19 protein-coding genes are annotated in these 16722 nt (G+C 65.8%); 13 read left to right on the forward strand and 6 right to left on the reverse strand.

Features of this window, described 5'->3' with window-relative positions; all coding sequences use genetic code 11:
* Positions 1 to 59: 59 nt before the first annotated feature.
* Together ACFWF2_RS08095 and ACFWF2_RS08100 are read right to left on the reverse strand one after the other, a co-directional pair.
* Entirely contained in the window at positions 60 to 1058 is a 999-nt protein-coding gene (locus ACFWF2_RS08095) for a hypothetical protein (RefSeq protein WP_379305850.1), read from the reverse strand.
* 244 nt (positions 1059 to 1302) lie between these two features.
* Positions 1303 to 1701, reverse strand: coding sequence for a VOC family protein (locus tag ACFWF2_RS08100; RefSeq protein ID WP_379305852.1), 399 nt, complete (start codon positions 1699 to 1701; stop codon positions 1303 to 1305).
* Positions 1702 to 1804: 103 nt separating this feature from the next.
* Between ACFWF2_RS08100 and ACFWF2_RS08105 the strand changes: the two genes are divergently transcribed.
* The 3 genes from ACFWF2_RS08105 (at position 1805) to ACFWF2_RS08115 (ending at position 4537) form a co-directional block, all read left to right on the forward strand.
* Positions 1805 to 2800 carry a helix-turn-helix transcriptional regulator gene (locus tag ACFWF2_RS08105; RefSeq protein ID WP_379305854.1) on the forward strand — a complete coding sequence of 332 codons (996 nt, stop codon included), beginning with the start codon at positions 1805 to 1807 and terminating at the stop codon, positions 2798 to 2800.
* A gap of 236 nt (positions 2801 to 3036) precedes the next feature.
* Positions 3037 to 3171 carry a hypothetical protein gene (locus ACFWF2_RS08110; protein ID WP_379305856.1) on the forward strand — a complete coding sequence of 45 codons (135 nt, stop codon included), beginning with the start codon at positions 3037 to 3039 and terminating at the stop codon, positions 3169 to 3171.
* Between the two features lie 553 nt (positions 3172 to 3724).
* Positions 3725 to 4537, forward strand: a complete 813-nt coding sequence (locus ACFWF2_RS08115) for an IPT/TIG domain-containing protein (RefSeq protein WP_379305858.1) — start codon at positions 3725 to 3727, stop codon at positions 4535 to 4537.
* Between the two features lie 719 nt (positions 4538 to 5256).
* On the opposite strand, the gene ACFWF2_RS08120 is transcribed toward ACFWF2_RS08115, so the two are convergent.
* On the reverse strand, positions 5257 to 5700 hold the full coding sequence (locus ACFWF2_RS08120; RefSeq protein ID WP_379305860.1) for a winged helix-turn-helix transcriptional regulator: 444 nt from the start codon (positions 5698 to 5700) through the stop codon (positions 5257 to 5259).
* Between the two features lie 129 nt (positions 5701 to 5829).
* On the opposite strand from ACFWF2_RS08120, the gene ACFWF2_RS08125 reads away from it, so the two are divergent.
* The 6 genes from ACFWF2_RS08125 to ACFWF2_RS08150 all read left to right on the forward strand — a co-directional run bounded on the left by ACFWF2_RS08125 (position 5830) and on the right by ACFWF2_RS08150 (position 10171).
* Entirely contained in the window at positions 5830 to 6702 is an 873-nt protein-coding gene (locus tag ACFWF2_RS08125; RefSeq protein ID WP_379305862.1) for an aldo/keto reductase family oxidoreductase, read from the forward strand.
* A 297-nt stretch (positions 6703 to 6999) separates the two neighbouring features.
* Positions 7000 to 7323: a hypothetical protein gene (locus tag ACFWF2_RS08130; protein ID WP_379305864.1), complete on the forward strand. Its 324-nt coding sequence runs from the start codon at positions 7000 to 7002 to the stop codon at positions 7321 to 7323.
* Positions 7324 to 7329: 6 nt separating this feature from the next.
* Positions 7330 to 8325: a hypothetical protein gene (locus tag ACFWF2_RS08135; RefSeq protein WP_379305866.1), complete on the forward strand. Its 996-nt coding sequence runs from the start codon at positions 7330 to 7332 to the stop codon at positions 8323 to 8325.
* Between the two features lie 368 nt (positions 8326 to 8693).
* Positions 8694 to 8888 (forward strand): hypothetical protein, encoded by a 195-nt coding sequence (locus ACFWF2_RS08140; protein ID WP_379305868.1) that lies wholly within the window; start codon positions 8694 to 8696, stop codon positions 8886 to 8888.
* A gap of 9 nt (positions 8889 to 8897) precedes the next feature.
* On the forward strand, positions 8898 to 9836 hold the full coding sequence (locus ACFWF2_RS08145; RefSeq protein WP_379305870.1) for a LysR family transcriptional regulator: 939 nt from the start codon (positions 8898 to 8900) through the stop codon (positions 9834 to 9836).
* Between the two features lie 32 nt (positions 9837 to 9868).
* Complete coding sequence (locus tag ACFWF2_RS08150; protein WP_067838848.1) at positions 9869 to 10171, forward strand: DUF6506 family protein; 303 nt, start codon at positions 9869 to 9871, stop codon at positions 10169 to 10171.
* 214 nt (positions 10172 to 10385) lie between these two features.
* On the opposite strand, the gene ACFWF2_RS08155 is transcribed toward ACFWF2_RS08150, so the two are convergent.
* Positions 10386 to 10925, reverse strand: a complete 540-nt coding sequence (locus ACFWF2_RS08155; RefSeq protein WP_379305872.1) for a TerD family protein — start codon at positions 10923 to 10925, stop codon at positions 10386 to 10388.
* 137 nt (positions 10926 to 11062) lie between these two features.
* The gene (locus ACFWF2_RS08160) at positions 11063 to 11851 is read right to left on the reverse strand and encodes a type II CAAX prenyl endopeptidase Rce1 family protein (protein WP_379305874.1); all 789 of its coding nucleotides are present in this window, start codon (positions 11849 to 11851) and stop codon (positions 11063 to 11065) included.
* Between the two features lie 98 nt (positions 11852 to 11949).
* On the opposite strand from ACFWF2_RS08160, the gene ACFWF2_RS08165 reads away from it, so the two are divergent.
* Both ACFWF2_RS08165 and ACFWF2_RS08170 read left to right on the forward strand, forming a co-directional pair.
* Entirely contained in the window at positions 11950 to 12807 is an 858-nt protein-coding gene (locus ACFWF2_RS08165; protein ID WP_379305876.1) for a helix-turn-helix domain-containing protein, read from the forward strand.
* 95 nt (positions 12808 to 12902) lie between these two features.
* Complete coding sequence (locus tag ACFWF2_RS08170) at positions 12903 to 13622, forward strand: DUF998 domain-containing protein (protein WP_379305878.1); 720 nt, start codon at positions 12903 to 12905, stop codon at positions 13620 to 13622.
* 493 nt (positions 13623 to 14115) lie between these two features.
* Here the strand turns inward: ACFWF2_RS08170 and ACFWF2_RS08175 are convergent, their stop codons facing one another.
* On the reverse strand, positions 14116 to 14334 hold the full coding sequence (locus ACFWF2_RS08175) for a hypothetical protein (protein ID WP_379305880.1): 219 nt from the start codon (positions 14332 to 14334) through the stop codon (positions 14116 to 14118).
* A gap of 112 nt (positions 14335 to 14446) precedes the next feature.
* Here ACFWF2_RS08175 and ACFWF2_RS08180 point away from each other — a divergent pair, with 112 nt between their 5' ends.
* Positions 14447 to 15121, forward strand: a complete 675-nt coding sequence (locus ACFWF2_RS08180) for a response regulator (RefSeq protein WP_379305882.1) — start codon at positions 14447 to 14449, stop codon at positions 15119 to 15121.
* Positions 15109 to 16392, forward strand: a complete 1284-nt coding sequence (locus ACFWF2_RS08185) for a sensor histidine kinase (protein ID WP_379305884.1) — start codon at positions 15109 to 15111, stop codon at positions 16390 to 16392. The genes ACFWF2_RS08180 and ACFWF2_RS08185 overlap by 13 nt, the downstream gene beginning before the upstream one ends.
* Positions 16393 to 16722 lie beyond the last annotated feature (330 nt).

Here is a 16722-nt window from a genome sequence, read left to right on the forward strand (position 1 = left end):
CAGCACATCAGCGGCAGGGCAACTGTTCTCAGATCGAGGTGGCGCAGCGCACAGGACTGTCATCCGTGCCGTAGGGCAGACACCGCGTCGGCGATGTAATGGTCCCCGAATCGGATCAACGGTGCGTACTGGGCAGCCCGCCGGTGCCGCATCAGCCGGAGTTCGCCGACTGCGTTGTCCGGGCCGGTCGGCAGCTGCGCGATGGAGCGGCGTAGCCGGACCATCGAATACGCGAGGGTGACATGGCGTTCGCTGTCGATGAGGTCGGCCTCGAGCAGCGCGTCCCGGGCGTCGGCGAGTGCCGGATCGCGCGCGACCAACTGCTCGTAGGTGTCGGGTACAGCTTTGAGCAGGTCTCTCATCGCGGCGCGGAACGTTTTGTAGCCGCGGTGCTGTCGGCCACTCAGCGGGGTCGCGACCTCTCGCGGCTGCATGGTGGGGCGGACAGCCGCCAGATAGTAGTCCACCGGAATCGTGCTGGCATGGATCATCGCAGCGGGAAACCCACGCACGTAGGTGGTCGCGTGTGCGAGCCGTGTCAGTGCAGCCTCGCCCGCCCCGTGGCGCAGATGATGCGCGGCGTCGGTCACCGCGACCGCTGCGCAGATGTTGAACAGAACGTGGACCTGGTGCCCGACGAGCCAACGGGCTGTCCACTCGTCCTCCAGCGAAATTCCGTCAGAAATCTCGGGACTGGTCGAGAAGTCAAGGGACGGTCCGTCATCCCCTGCGGCGCCGGTGAGATCGAGTACGGCCTGCCGCATACCCGCGGTCTCTACCGCCAGATCGGCACCCGAGAGCGGGGCTCTGCTCAGGTCCCGCACACCGCGATGGATGACGAGGGCACCGTGCAGAGCTGCCTGCTGATCGGACAAGTCCACCTCACGGACTCGGAAGAACGACTGACTCACCGACTCGGCAGGCAAATCCTCGCCAACCACCATCTCGGTCTCCGCCGCTATGGCCTCGACCAGCCCGCCGGCCGCGGCAGCAGCCCGCTGTAGCGCTGTGGTGCGCTCGACCGGACCGGCATGGGTGGGGACCTCGTCCAATGCCATCGCAGTCCGTTGCGCCTCAGCCTGTATACGAACGTCCAGATTCGGGACGGTTCCCCCAGCCCTCGGTTCGCGGAAAACAGCGACCGGTGGGTGCGGGACCGCCTCCGAGGTGCTCATACCTCCAGAATATCCCGGGGTAAGACCCTCAGGTGGGTGTTCGACTTCACCCACGGATACGAATTTCGTTGTCCGGTAAAGGATCTCGATGTCGGTATAAGCATCCTGAGATGCCGATGAGCGGATTTCAACCGGCGAACTTCGCGGCGGCCTGCGCGGTGACCGGGGTGAAGAGGTTGATCAGGTTGCCGTCGGGATCGCGAAACAGCAACGACCGGTTCCCCCACGGCATCGTCGTGGGCTCGTTGACGAAATCCTCGACCGTCGCTCGCAACCGCCGGTAATCGGCATCGACGTCGGCGACCAGGAATTCGATGATCGCCGAGTGATTGTCGGCTGGGTGCGCGCTGCCCGCAGCGAACAGGGCCACGGTGCGGGTGCTTCCGATCGCGAGGGTGCCGGCTGGTGTGACGATTTCGGCGAAATCCGGTGTAGCCCAGTGTGCTTCGACACCGGTCACGTGGCGATAGAAACTGACCAGCCGCCGGATGTCGTCGGTGATCAGACGGATCGAGACGAGCTTCATTGTGTGCTCCTGCTGTCGGATGAGGCGGAGGTTCCACCGCCGCACGCCACGGTAGAGCCGATACCGGACAGTTTCCGCCCGGTATGGATGCGAGAATTTCCCGATGACGCGCCCCACCGCCCGAGTGCTGGCCCTGCTCGAGCTGTTGCAGACCGGCGGTACTCATACCGTCGGCGAACTCGCCGGACGGCTCGGCGTCGATGAACGCACCGTCAGGCGATACGTCACCCATCTCACCGACCTGGATATCCCGGTCCGATCGGTGCGGGGCCGCTACGGGGGATACCGGCTCGCTCCCGGATACCGAATGCCACCGTTGATGCTGACCGACGACGAGGCGGTGGCCGTGTTACTCGGGCTCCTCACCAGCCGCGGCGCCGACCGGCCGACAGCGGCCGCCCGCGCCGCCGACAGCGCGACGGCCAAACTCCGCCGCGTCCTACCCCCACGTCTGACGGCCCGGCTGGACGCACTGATCAACACCGTCGCATTCACCGCCGACGCGCGCCCGGAAGTGGCTGTCGAGACTGCCGTCCTGCTCCGGCTCGCCGAGGCCACCCGCGAGCACCGACCGGTCGAAATCGGGTACACCGACCGAAACGGGCGGTCCAGCCAACGGACCGTGCACCCCTACGGGCTCGTCGACCACTCCGGCCGGTGGTATCTGACAGGGATGGACAGCAACAGCGACGAACTACGCCAGTTCCGGCTGGACCGCATCACCGCGGTGAGCACACAGCCCGGAACGTTCGCTCCGCCCACCGGATTCGAGCCGGCCGCTCATCTGCTGTCCGCATTAGCCAACGCGCCCTATCGGCACGAGGTATCGATCCGAGTCCAGGGCACACTCACCCAGGTCCGCCCGCTGCTCCCTGCGACGATCGCGACCGTGCATGAAATCGACTCGCAGCCCGCTGACACCAACCCGTGGGTCCGGATCCGAATCCGCGCCGAACAACTCGACTGGATTCCCGCGCTGCTCGCCGGCCTGAACCGCCCGTTCATCATCGAGCACCCCGACACACTCAACGACGCCGTACGCGCCCTGGCCAGCCGACTCACCGAGGCCGCCGACGGCCGATACCAAACCCATAGGTAGCAGCCCGGGGACACTCGATAATGCCGCTGATCGCGCGGGCTGTTCCGGGCCTTGGGAATGCAGAGTCGGCCCTGCTCGCCGGGGCTCCCATGTGATTGGTGGCCCCCTACCCACATGGGAGTGAATGCCATGGCAAAACCGCAGTAGCGGCCGGTGATGGTTTGTTGTTGGACATCTATGCGCGGGTGTCGCGGGTGGGTGATGAGAGATCGACCCGGGTCACCAAGGCGGGACCGGTGTTCGACTCGTCTCGGATCGTGGACAAAACCCCGACCCCGTCCGGCCCCGGCACCGTGCCCTGGGTGCAGGACGGCCCCGGGGCGGGCGTCGCGGGTGACGCTGGCACCGGGGCCGGGGTTTCTGTGGCCTGAGGAGGGCCGTCAGGCAGCGTTCGGGTACCGGTGCGGGTCGCTACTGTTGTTGTTGATGCCCATTTCCGTGCCCGGACGCGGTCGAGGATGGCGGCTATGCCGTCGAGTTGGGCACGGTCGAGGGGTTCCCAGTCGGCGACGACCCCACGCCAGTAGTCGATCCGTTCCGGTCCAGTGGCACCACGACCGGCCGGTAACGGTCGGTCGAGGGCGGGTCGGGTTCGCTGCGGTGTCCGGTCATGACGGGATAGCTCCTCAACGGTCGGGGCAACGGCGGGGTGTATTCACCTACTTCCGCCGAAACCGCGATTTCGGGACACCGACCCCGCCGCTAATTCGTCACGTGGGCGCCGCGGCCAGGACTGCCGACCAACAGTACCCTCACACACCAAGATCAGTACATCCGCTCTGGTCGAGATCATCAAAGGCGAGAAGATCTCCGACGACGCCCTGGCCCGCGTGTACGGCTACGTGCTTGCATCGCACCGTGCGGGCTGCCACGCTAGTTGTGTCCCGACACATGGTAGTTCGACATGATGGGAGGTACAGGGCAATGGCTAAGCAGGCCATAATCACCAGCGTCACCCCCAGATCGGTCAACTGTTATAGCGGTGCTCAGATGGTCATCACCGGGTCGGGTTTCACCGGGGTCAGCCGGGTCTTCGTTGAGAACGTGAACTTCAAGCAGTGGGACGCGCAGTTCACGGTGAACAGCAGTACCCAGATCACCATGACGATGCCCGTGGCATCGACCGGTGGCACGATGCATATCTTTGTCGTGGCCAACGGGCAAGAGAACGCGGTACCCCAAGTGGGTGTTCTGGAATCCGACGGCGATTACTTGACCAGCGCTGGAACAGGTGGAGTCAACTGGACGACGGAAGCCGGTCCCGCTGCGCAGATCTGGGTGGACACCACACCTGCCTCATTCCAGCAGATGCCACCACTGCAGCCAGGCACCTATCAGATCTATGACGAGCTTCTCAGCTACCCGACAATAGGTATGGGCAACCCCTTCGGGGCAGGGCCCGTCTTCGGTCAGGTCGTCGCCGATCAGGCATGGTTGATCGAGGAAGATCCAGATATACAAGGCCACTACAGGCTGTGGGCCTTGCCGTCGAGGCTGGCTGCACGCGAAAATAATGCCAATGACCGCATCATCGGTCATAAAGAGTTCGGGCAGCTGTGGAGGATTCAGCCCTCCTCGGATGGCGGCTACACGATCGAAACAGCCAGAGGAACCGTCCCTGCGCAGTGTTGGTCTCTGGACTCGGCTGCACCGGGGAGTCCGATCATGTTGAAACCCACGCAGTCTCCGTCGCAAGGAAAGCGCTTCTTCTTTCAGCGTGTGGATTCGAAATCGTAAAACCGCTTCACTGACATAGCCTCGAGGCCAGGCAGAGAACTAGAAGCCCGCCCCCACCACGGTGGGAGCGGGTTTCTATGTCAGATCCCGCGCTCACCATTTCCGTCGGCGATCTCCCGCAGCGCGTCCTTCTCGAGCTCCGGGTCGGGCCAGCAGCCGCTCGAGGCGCGCGTTCTGCCCACTGCTTCGGCCGGCCACAGAGCGAACAAGACTCCGCGCGAGTCGATCTCGCGCGACCGCCGGCGCAAGCTGCATCCGCCGACGCCGGCGGTTATCCAACGGGACCCCATCGGGCAGCCTCGCCGAGCTCGACGCCGAGATGCAATGGGAGCCGGGCACCACCCGCGCTGGTCCTCAATAGGAGTCATTCCTTGACGATCGAATTCGAGCCAAACGCCACGTATGACGACGGTGTCGGTGAGCACGCACACCGGGGCGAGACGTCCGATCCTTTGAGCTGTGCCTATTCGCATTACGCCACGCCGCCGTCTCCGACCATGCCCGCCGCCAAGCCGACTACCCACTGGCCTGCATACACGGGTACCAGGGGCAACGGCCGTGGGGATGGGTCGCATCCTGAAACGAGCCACTCCCGGGGTCCGGTCCAGATTGGAACCGGACCCGGATCCTCAGGAAGCCAACTACGCGGCACCATGAGTGGCTCATCGCAATCGAGGGTGTGCCGCGTGGCGGTGTCGGGGTCGGTTGGTTGTGTCGGGTCAGGAAGTGCGAGCGTCGTGCTTGTCTCGGTTGGCAAGGACCTGATCCATGTGGATCTGTGCCCAGTGCCTGAGGTCGCGTGTCAGGTGGTGGAGTGAGAGGCCGAGGTCGGTCAGCTCGTAGGTGACGGTGACGGGGACGGTTGGCGTCACGGTGCGGGTGAGTAGGCCGTCGCGTTCGAGTGCTCGTAGGGTCTGGGTCAGCATCTTCTGGCTGACTCCCGTCAGCAGGCGGGAGATCTCGGAGTAGCGCATCGCTCGTGCGGCATCCGATGCACGGGGCTGGTCGGATTTGTCTGCTGCGTCGCCGCCAAGTGCGCACAGGATCAGCACGACCCACTTGTCCGAGATCCGGTCGAGGAGCTGGCGGCTGGGGCATACCGCCAGAAACGCGTTGTACTCCGTCTTGGCCTGCGCCCTCTGGGCGGCCTTCGTTGGCTTCACTGATCTCAACTTTCACCTGTGGGAGAGTTACGCACTTCAGAGTGCCTACTTCCCAACGGGAAGTACCTCTTCAATACTCGTCCAGGAAGGCCGAAACGCCACCCACGGCGAAACGCGAAAGGCACAACGATGAACGCGCCAACCACATCACTTCCCGGCGGCACCTGGACACTGGGCAACTCGACCATCACCCGGTTCGGTTACGGCGCGATGCAACTCGCCGGCCCGTGGGTCATGGGGCCTCCCGCCGACCACGACGGCGCCCTGGCCGTATTGCGCGAGGCGGTCGCGGCCGGTATCACCCACGTCGACACCAGCGACGCGTACGGACCGCGCGTCACCAACGAGCTGATCCGTGAGGCGCTGCATCCCTACCCGGAGTCGCTGTTCCTCGCTACCAAGGTGGGGGCGAACCGAGACGCGCAAGGCGGCTGGCCCACGGCCCGGCGACCCGAAGATCTGCGCAAGCAGGTCCACGAGAACCTCCAGTCCCTCGGGGTCGAGACCCTCGATCTGGTCAACATGCGTATGGGCGATGCCGAAGGCCCCAAGCCTGGTTCGCTCGCCGAGGCGTTCGAGACGCTCGTCGAACTCCAGCGCGAGGGACTGATCCGTCACCTCGGTGTCAGCAACGTCACCACCGAGCAGGTCGCCGAGGCGCGCGGTATCGCCCCCATCGTGTGCGTGCAGAACCTGTACAACCTCGCCCACCGCCACGACGACGACCTCATCGACAGGCTCGCCGCCGACGGCATTGCCTACGTGCCGTTCTTCCCGCTGGGGGGCTTCACGCCGCTACAGTCCGATGCGCTCTCGGGAGTCGCGGCCCGGCTTGGGACGACGCCGATGTCGGTCGCGTTGGCCTGGCTGTTGCAGCGCTCACCGAACATCCTGCTCATCCCCGGCACGTCATCGACAGCCCATCTGCGTGAGAACATCGTCGGCGCTGGGCTTTCCCTCTCCGATGAGGACGTGGCCGACCTGGAGAGTATCGGCCACTGAACACCTGCAGGCCGTGCCCGGGTCCAGCGGCAGGCACGTCGCTAGACCCGGCGCAGGTTCCGTTTGTACACGGCAAGCGTTACAGAGGCGACCTGCGGGAACCTGGTTCGCCGCAGAATGTCTCGCGAACGATCGTTGGCGAGACACTGCGACCGTGGCGGGCGACTCGAACGCTCGATCGATCTGACTGCCCTGAAAATGCCGAGTGCGTTCGGTAGCCTTCACTTTGTTTTTGTTGACGTGTCGAGCAAGCGGCCCATGATGATCGCCGGAGCCGTCAGTGCATAGGATCGGCCGGTGCCCAAAATCACCCTGTCCAACTCGCACTCGGACAGGATGTTGACTCTCTGGCTCGAACCTCGGGGCGAGGACTACTGGATGTATCCGGGTGAGGACTTCACCGTCGAGTTCGACGACGGCGACTACGCCGCGGGCGTCATCGGAGCCGACGGCGGACAGTTCCTGGTGCAGTGGGAAGACGACGGATTGCGGGTGTGGGCGGCCTCTGGCCTTCCGAAGGTCAGGGATCGAACCGGTACCGAACTCGAGTGCGGTCACCGACGTCCGGATGAGGTCGACAACGCCTGGCGAGAAGCCGGGAGATTCGGTGCCACAGGCTAGTCCGGCATGGTCGTGCTCGATGTTCCCCTGGTTTCTCACCGAGTGGAACATGCTCGGCGTCGGCGACTCAAGGCGGCCCGCTTTTGTCGCGGCGCAGACAGTTCCGTCCCGGATACGATCGGGATCGAGGTGCGCCTGCTCCGAGGCGGCCTACGATCCCCGGAAGCCGAGGTCGATCCCACAGTGCCCCTACCGTTGCGGCTAACGGCATTCGACGAACACTTCTATCGCACCGCTGCGTCGGCAACGGCGGTCGTCGTCGGCCTGGCGTGCGCCGTCATCGGATTCGCGATCGACGACTCGACGATCGCGACGCTCAGCTTGGTTCTGGCCCCGCTCGGCGCGATCGGACTGGTCGATCGCTACGCCGAGCGTGCCGAACTGTCACCGGTGGTTCTGCCCGCCCGGCAACCCGATGCTGTGGTGCTGCGGTACCGCCCGCTGCGCGCGCTGGCGGTCATGACCGCGGGCGCGGTTTTCGGCGGTATCACCGTAATCGCCGGCTCGCTGCAAGGGCTCTGGGAAGCCGTTGCGTACGGCATTCCCCTCTGCGTGATCTTCCTACTGATAGCCGCGATGATGGTCGTCTCTCGCGTGTTGGTGCGGCTCACGATCTCCCCACACTGGATCAGGGTCCGGTTACTGGGCACCGATCAGGAAATCGCCTGGGACAGCATCATCGAGATCGGCATCGCGGAGACACCCGAGGGTGATGTCATCATTATCACCTGCCATGAGACAGGAGTGCGTCACCACCGACGTATCGGTTGGCTCGCCGCGCGTCGGCGACTTCCCGGGCCAGGACCCGAAGAGCAGTGGACGATCCCAGCCGCCTACTGGGGAACCGACCCGATTATGCTGCTCGATGCGCTGACGTGCCTGCATGAGGACTCGGCAATTCGCGCCCGGCTCTGCCCCGGACTCCTGACAGACTTGTTGATACACGGTCGCGAATTGTCGGCACCGGCCGATCCGGAAGATACCGCCGACCGGCAGAGGTGACGACCCGGCCGATGTCGTCCATCGTCCTTATGCAGCAGCGGTTCCAGCCGCGCCCACCGGCATCGGTCATATCCGCCCGCCCCGCGACCGACACCCTGGTCACGAAATCTCCGGCACTTCAAGTCTGCTCGGCTGCTGAACCTCCTACCGGAGACCTCTTCTGCTCCAGGTCACTGACACGCGCACCAGTGCCGCATCTTCCACCACCGCAACCGACAGCCCGACCTCACCGGACCACCACTTTCGACACGCCCTAGTGCCGTCGAGGTCGGGATCAGCGCCACCTGATTCTGCGAGAACACCGCCCCTCATCGCTGAGAGTCACAGCCGACGGCGGACTCGCAGGCGCGGGTGTTCGGAAACCCGTTGTGCAGGAGGCCGACCGGCTCGGCCGCAACCTCCTCGAGGGCCTGATCGTGCTCAACGATCGATTCCAGCAGGGCATCTCGGTGAAGGTGCTGCACGGCATCGCGGCCGGCCGGTCAGCTCGAACTCGAGGAACTCGACGAGTTCCTGCTCGTGCGGGCGATGGAGCACGATTCCCCGCCGCTGAAGTGCGCTAGCGTCGTCGGGTGGAGTTGCGACAGTTGCGGTATTTCCTCGCGGTGGCCGAGGAGCGCAATCTCACCAGGGCCGCCGACCTGGTCGGGATCCGGCCAACCTCGCTGAGCCAGCAGATCATCGCGCTGGAACGCGAGCTCGGTGTGGCACTGTTCGTGCGCACCGCGGCGGGAATGGCGGTGACACCAGCCGGTCTGCGACTGGTGCCGCACGCGCAGGCAGCGGTGGACGCTACGCGCCGGGCACAGCGTGCGGTGCGGGAGAGCCACGCTCTTCGTGTCGCTGTGACGCCCGGAGCGCCGCCCCAGTTCGCGGCGGCGATCTGGCAGGCCGCGGGTGATCCGGTTGCCGAGATCACCGATATGCAGACCGCGGAACAGCTTTCGGCGCTGCGGGCGGGAACCCTCGACGCCGGGGTGCTCCTGCTGCCCGCCGACCTGGCTGGACTGGAGCATGTGGTCGTCGCCGATGTCGAGCTCGGTGTAGTGGTAGCGGACGAGCATCGGCTGGCACAGCAGCAGGCACTGCGATGGACCGACCTCGAGGGCAGCGCACTGCTGTGGTTCGCGCGTTCGGCGGCGCCGGGCTACCACGACGCCGTCCGCGAATCCTGGACGCGCGCAAGCTGGCAGCCCGCGGCGATTCGCGAGAGTTCGCCGCGCCGAGCGTTGTTCACCGCCGAACTCGGTTTCGGAGGCGATGTCCTCGCTCTCCGCCCGGCCTGGGATGTCCGCCCCGGCGACGGGTTGTCGTGGATTCCGTTTGCCGCCGAGGCAGCCCGCATCCGCTACGCCCTCGTCTGGAACACCGCGGATTCCGCCGCTGCCCGCTACCGCGAGATAGCGGCTGACCTGGCGTGTGCGGTTCCGCCACAGGCTCATCCGGTGCCGCCTCGTGGACAGGACGCCCGGCGATCGGATCAGATGGAGAGCGATCGGGTCGCGCCCTAGCGCGGCCCCACCGCACTACGAGAGGTACCGAGATGGCGCTCACCGCATGGGGATTCATCTACACCGCGTCCGGCAGTGATCCGGCTCGGGAAACGGTCGTCGAAACTCCCGGCTGCCGCTCGGTATTCGTCGGAGTGAACGATCCGAGCCAAGTGGTCGACGTAGCGCGGCGACTGGTCGACGGCGGCGCGCAGTTGATCGAACTGTGCGGTGGTTTCGGCCCCGTCTGGACCGCCCGGGTGATCGAGGCGGTCCAGGGAGCGGTTCCGGTGGGCGCCGTGGCCTACGGCACCGAAGCCGTCGACCAGGTGCACGCGCTGTTCGCCGACCACTGACCGGTCAGCATTTGTCCCGACCGGAAGCGGTGACTTGCACGCGGCGCATCGGCGACGCATACGCGCACCTTGCCCCGCCCACGGTCCGTGTATGGGCCCGAGCCCCCCGATTGCCAAATCACACAATGATCATCGGTCGGGTCGGCGGTGCCACTGCTAGACGCTTGCGGGCGACCCACGCCGCGCGACGGCCTGCGACCAGGACCGTCGCGGTTCAGTTCAGGTAGGCGGCGAGGTGGGGGATGGCGTCGACGACGTGTTCTGCCGAGATGGGCTCGGCGATGAGGGCGAACTGCCAATCATTGTGGGGGCGGTGCAGTTTGCCGAGGACGAGGCCGGTGTGGGAGCGGGCGGTGGCCAGGTCGATCCGTGCCAGTTCGGTGCGGGTGACGCTGTCGCTGACACGGGTGAAGGCGTTCTCGATCTGCTCGAATCGTTGTCCGGTGTAGCAGGTGATGAGGAGCACGACGGTGGTGACATCCGGGGCCAGCCGGGTCAGGTCGAGCACCATGATCTCGTCGTCTCCGTCGCCGACGCCGTCCAGGCTGTCACCGAGGTGGCGGATGGCGCCGTCTCGCGAGGTCAGTTGTTCGTGAAAGGCGATGTCGGCGAAGCGTGTTCCGATGAACGACAGCGCGGCCACGTTGAGGTCGATGTCTTTCGCGCGCCGCCGGAACTTGGGTGCGCGCACGGGATCCCAGCCCAGACCCACAGTGATGTGTGTCAGTGCGGTGTGGGGGACTGCTCCGGGCATGTGACGCTCCTGGTCGAGTTGCTTCGGCCGGTTGCCGTCCGGATCCCCCGGCGCACTTACCCGCAAACATGCCGGATAGACCCGGCCCCCGCAACCGAGTGGCGGTTCGCGGGAACGGGTTTCGTCGGCTCCGTAGGTCAGGAAGCCGTGGCCGGCTCGATGCTGTGGCGCTTGACGAGCAGCACGATCGCCAGCAGCGGGTAGACCAGAATCGGCAGCAGGGTGCCCGGATACATGGTCTGATCGGCGAGGATGACCGTTCCAGTGAGCAAGGTGAAGTCGAACAGGCCGTGCAGCACGGAGTTGACCGTGTTGCCGCGGCTGACCCGGCGAGTCAGATAGAAGAAATACCCGGCCAGGCTGACGATGATCGCCTGCGGCAGCGCGCTGACACCGTGCGTCACCCCGTTGGCCAGGTGCACCGCGCCGAACACGATGCTCGACCACAAAGCGACCCTGCCCTCGGTGAGCCCGTGATCGCGCAACACCAGCACGCCGATGCCACGGAACATGCCTTCCTCACCCCAGCCGACGAACTGGGTGGCGATCAGCAGCACCAGCACATACAGCAGTCCCTTGTCGGCCAGTGCGCTGTAGTTGATGCCGAAGACGATCGCGACGATGAAGATGATCGGCACGATCCGCACCCACGACCTGGTCGGCCGGTCGTCGTGCAAGACCGGCCGCAACCAGCCCAGGTAGGCGATCACGCCGTAGGTGAAGGCCAGTGCCACACCCAGCGGGATGATCATGCCGAAGAACACCGCGCGCGTGGAGAAGAAGTCGTCGGCACCGGTGAGCTCTGTCATCAGCAGGCCGCCGAGCTGGATGATCGCGAGATAGACGATCACGACCAGCGCGAACATCGGGTAGGTCAGGCGACGACGGGTTCCCATGGCAGACAACACGGTTTCTGGCGTGCTCATGTGGGCAACCTAGCTGTTCGCAATCGGTCTCGGGCGGATGGTGCTGGTCATCGTGTCGGCGCTGCGCAGGGCTTTCACGTTTCCGTAGCCTGGACCAGGTGGGAGTTGCGGATATCGACTGTGGACCCGGTGTTGGTTGGGATTTCGCGGGTCCGTCCCCTGCCGCGCCGTCGGGTGCCGCGATCATCGGATACCGCGATGTGGGTGGCGCCGGGTTGGACTTGCGGGTTGCCGCGACGACGGCGGTCGCCGTGGTGATCGAGTTCGGGGGTCGCGACCTGATTGTCGACGACGCTGCTGGGCGGCAAGCATTGGGCGGTTTCGTCGTGGGACTTCCCATGGCGGCCATGCGCATTCGGAGCAGGCAGGCCGAGTGCGTGGAGGTTCGCATGTCGCCGATCCGGGCGCACTCCCTGTTGGGTATCGCCGCAAACGATCTGGGCCGTGGCGTTGTCCCGTTGGAGGAGCTGTGGGGATCGCAGGTTCGGCGACTACGCGAGCGACTCGCGGACGCCGGGACGTGGGAGGAACGGTTCGCACTGACGAATTCGTTTCTGGCGCAGTGCGACAGGCCGACGCGGACGCCGGATCCCGAGGTGATCGCCGCCTGGCATCGCATCCTCGCCTCCGGTGGCCAGGTGAAGGTCGGCGAGCTCGCCGAATCCCTCGGATGGAGCCGTAAACGGCTGTGGGCGAGGTTCGAATCCCAGATCGGTCTGACACCCAAGCGGGCGTCGATGCTGGTCCGATTCCGGTGTGCGGTCGTCGGTTTGCTGGCCGGGCGGCCCGCCGCCGACGTCGCTGCGGTGTGTGGGTACACCGATCAGGCTCATCTGTGCCGGGATGTGGCGATCTTCGCGGACCGCACACCGGGGGCGCTGCACGCGGACAGCCTGCCTGTCATCGCCCTGGATCGGTACCGGGCCTGGGGAACATTTTTCCAATCTCCGGGGTGAGCGATCGGTCGATAGTGGTGATCACCTCGAGTGCGGTCGGCGAGCCGAACGCAACTCGAACCCTCACCCCGATCGACGACGAGAGGACACGTGTCGTGACCGACACCGTTCGCCCTGCGAAGCCACAGACCGCCCAAACCCCAGCACGTATCGGAGAAAAGTCAGCGGCGACGAGACTGCTGCTGGCTTGCGGTGTCATCGCTCCGCTGCTCAACATAGTTGTCGTTCTCGTCCTCGGGGCTATACGCCCTGACTACAACCCCTGGGTGGTCCCCGACAGCAACCTCGAACTGGGCCCAGGTGGGTGGATGCAGATAACCAACTACATCGTCACCGGAACGCTCCTGCTCGCTTTTGCCATCGGCATGAGGCAGGTTCTGCGTTCAGGACGTGGTTCCACCTGGGGGCCCATCCTGCTCGGCATCTATGGCTTCACCTTCTTCGCCATCGGGCCCATCCTTCCCGACCCGTCGCTAGGTTATCCAGCAGGAGCATCCGAAGCGCTGACCATCCACGGCGCCGTTCATATTCTCCTAGGTCTGGTGCAGTTCACGTCGCTGACTGCGGCCTGCTTCATCCTGGCACGGCGCGATGCGGCGCTCGACAGTCGCGGCTGGTCCCGGTATTCGGTTGCCACCGGCCTGCTGGTCGCCACCTCCTATGTCGTCTTCGTCCTCATCGCCAAATTGGTCGACGGGGGACCAGCCGGGCTCATCGAACGAATCGGGATCTTCGCCGGCGGCATCTGGGTTGCCCTGCTGGCGATCCGCCTGATGAGCAGATCAGTCCCACGCGTGCGTCTTGCGCCACTCTGAATCGCCCCGGCGGGTCGGGAGACTTCATCGTCTGAAGTTCGTGAGTTCGGGGAGGTATCCGCCGGAGTTGCGTGAGCTGGGTGTGCGTGGCCTTCGTGATCGACGCCTATGCCCGCCGGATTTTGGGCTGGAGGACCAGCACGTCGATGACCGCGGCGGTGGTCCTCGATTCGATCGGGGAGGGGACGCACCCGCCGGCGGGAAGTAACGGCGGGTGCGCCGGATCAGGCGGTATCGGGCAGCGCGTGGCTGTGGACGAGTCCGCATCGCGAGGGCAGCTCGTGATGCGGCACCCGCCAGGCGTGTGCGAGGAAGCTCGGCGGGTTGTCGGGTCCATTCGATCGGTGAGCCAGAACTGCCGCACCTGATCCAGTAGCGATACTTCCGGACCTATCGTGAGAATTTCGTGACCGGACGAGCGGCCGGGACAACGGCAAACGGCCCTCGATGTCTCGGGGAGTCGACATCGAGGGCCGCGGTGAGCGGGGGTGGATCAGTAGGTGTACAGATCCCAGCCGCCGATGACCTCGACGCACTCCCACTGCGAGCCGCCGGTCATCGGCGAGTTGCCGTCGGCAGCGCACGCTTCGAAAGTGGCGTAGTTGCCGACCCAGCCGGTGTGCGCCAGCGGGGCGGCGTTGGCCAGCCCTGCACCCGCGGCGATGGAGCCCAGGGCGATGGCGGAGGCGGCGATCGCGGTCTTGATCTTCATGGCTTTCCTTTCGTACCAACCCGGTGGCTCCCGGGCTGAGCCCATTCCATGTGATCGACCATGAGAATTTCATGATGGAAATGCGGCGGGGGGTGGGCTACCGTCGCTGCTCGTGCGTGTGTTGGTGGTGGAGGACGACGAGAAGCTGGGTCAACAGATCGCGACCGGGCTGCGAAAAGCCGGATTCGCGGTCGATCTGGCGCAGAGCCTCGTCGACGCGGATATGAACATCTCGGTGAATCGATATGACGTGCTCGTCGTGGACCGGGGTATGCCCGACGGTGACGGTGTGCAGTTGATCGCCGCCTATCGTTCTGCGGGCTACCGGGTACCTGCCCTGGTGCTCACCGCCCGTGACGGGTTGTCCGACCGCATAGCGGGATTCGAGCACGGCGCCGACGACTACCTCACCAAGCCCTTCGCACTCGCCGAACTGGCGGCTCGGGTGCGGGCGCTGTGCAGGCGCCGCGACAATCCCGCGCCGACGCGAGTTGTGCTGGGCGACATCGACATCGATCTGCCCCGTCGCCGGGTCCAGCGCGGCGGGATTCTGCGCACGCTGACACCGAAGGAGTTCGCGGTGCTGGAGCTACTCGCCGCGCGGGCGGGCACGGTGGTGACCAGGTCGGAACTGATCGAGGCCTGCTGGGACGAGATGGCCGAGCCCAATTCCAATGTCGTGGACGCCGTCATGGCTGGTCTGCGTCGTAAACTGGGGTCGCCGCAGGTGATCGAAACGGTTCGCGGCGCGGGTTTCGTCCTCGGCGGGGCGGCATGCGCACGCTGATCTCGACCTCCGATCCGCGGCCCGCGGTGGCACGTCTGCGCCGCACCCGCAATCAGCTCACCCTGCTGATCACCGCCATCACCGCCATCTGCCTCATCGTGCTCAGTGTCGGCGCCGCGGTGATCGACGCGCGCTCCCGCGACGACGCCCTGGACAGCGAGCTCGACCGGGTGCTGACCGGGCTCGCGCCGCGGGTCTATCTCGACGATGACGACGAGGTCGACACCTCGGAGCTGCCCGGCCAGGAGCTGGTCGGCGGCAAGATCGCGATCCTGGTGGTGACCCCGCAGGACACCGGTGGGTGGACGGTGCACTACGGCCATCTGCGCTCGCACATGCCCGCGGAGAGCGGGATCGCCGCCATGGCCGACGCCGCGCTGCGCGAGCAAGGCGAGACCGTCTATCGGGACTCCATCGACAGCGCTGGGCGCGACGCGCGATTGGCCGCAGCCGCGTTCGGCTGGGAGGACTCCGATCGCGAGGCCGTGCTGATCACCGGCGGCGATCCCGATGGCTGGGACCGTGGGCGCGCACTGTTGCTGTGGGCGTTGGTCGTCGGTGGTGTCACCATGGCGATGGCGGCCGGGGTGGCCGGGCATCTGCTGTCGGGGCGGAGCATGCGGCAGGCGCTGGCGATGCTCGACGAGCAGGAACGCTTCCTCGGTGACGCCGCGCACGAGCTGCGCACCCCACTGGCCACCCACCGTCTCGTCACCGCGCCGCGCCCTCGTTCGGCGGCGGAAACCGAGCAGGTGGTGGACAACGCGAGGGCGCTCGGCGCCAGGATGGAGCGCGTGGTGGCGGGGCTGCTCACGCGCGCCCGGATGCAGTCCGGCGTCACCAGAATGGAACGGGTGCAATTGCTGCTCGACCAGCTCACCGAATCGGTGATCGACGAGTTCGACGGTGCCAATATCGTGCTGCACGCGAATCCGACTGTAGTGGTGGGTGATCCGAGCCTGCTGAGCTTGGCCATCCGCAATCTGGTGGAAAACGCGCTCACCCACGGCTCGGTGAATCCGCGCGCGCCCGTCGAGGTGTACGTCGGTGAGGGGCGGGTGAACGTGCGTGACCACGGCACCGGGCTGGCGCCACAGCTGTCGTCGAATCCGTTCGAACGTGGCGTCACCGGTGGGCGTGGCAGCGGCATCGGGCTGGCGCTGGTGGCCTGGATCGCCGAACTACACAGTGGCACGGCGACTATCGAACCGGTCGCTGGTGGTGGGGCGATGGCGACCTTGCGGCTGCCCCCGCCCGGGTCCGCGCTCTAGGCGTGCTGTTCCGCCGCGGCGGCTGAACGTGGAGGACTGGGCGGAGATCCGCCGGTTGCATCGCGCGGAGGGATGGCGATCCGCGCGATCGCTAATACAAGTGGACGCCAACAACCTCCAGCTGACGTTCACCTACTGACATCCAGTGACGCCTTCCACTGACACGACCGACGTATCGCCTGGTCGCGGCACTGACATTTTCGTTCTGGCACCGGAAGCGTGAAATCCGAGGCGGAGCGTCAGGGTTCGATTTCCGGCTGAGAGCAGATCCGGGCGCGAAGTAGGTCGAGTTTTGCCCGTCCGAGGGGCGGAAAGCGCGGCACGAGTGCC

The sequence above is a fragment of the Nocardia sp. NPDC060259 genome, assembly GCF_042728775.1.
Classification (GTDB): Bacteria; Actinomycetota; Actinomycetes; order Mycobacteriales; family Mycobacteriaceae; genus Nocardia.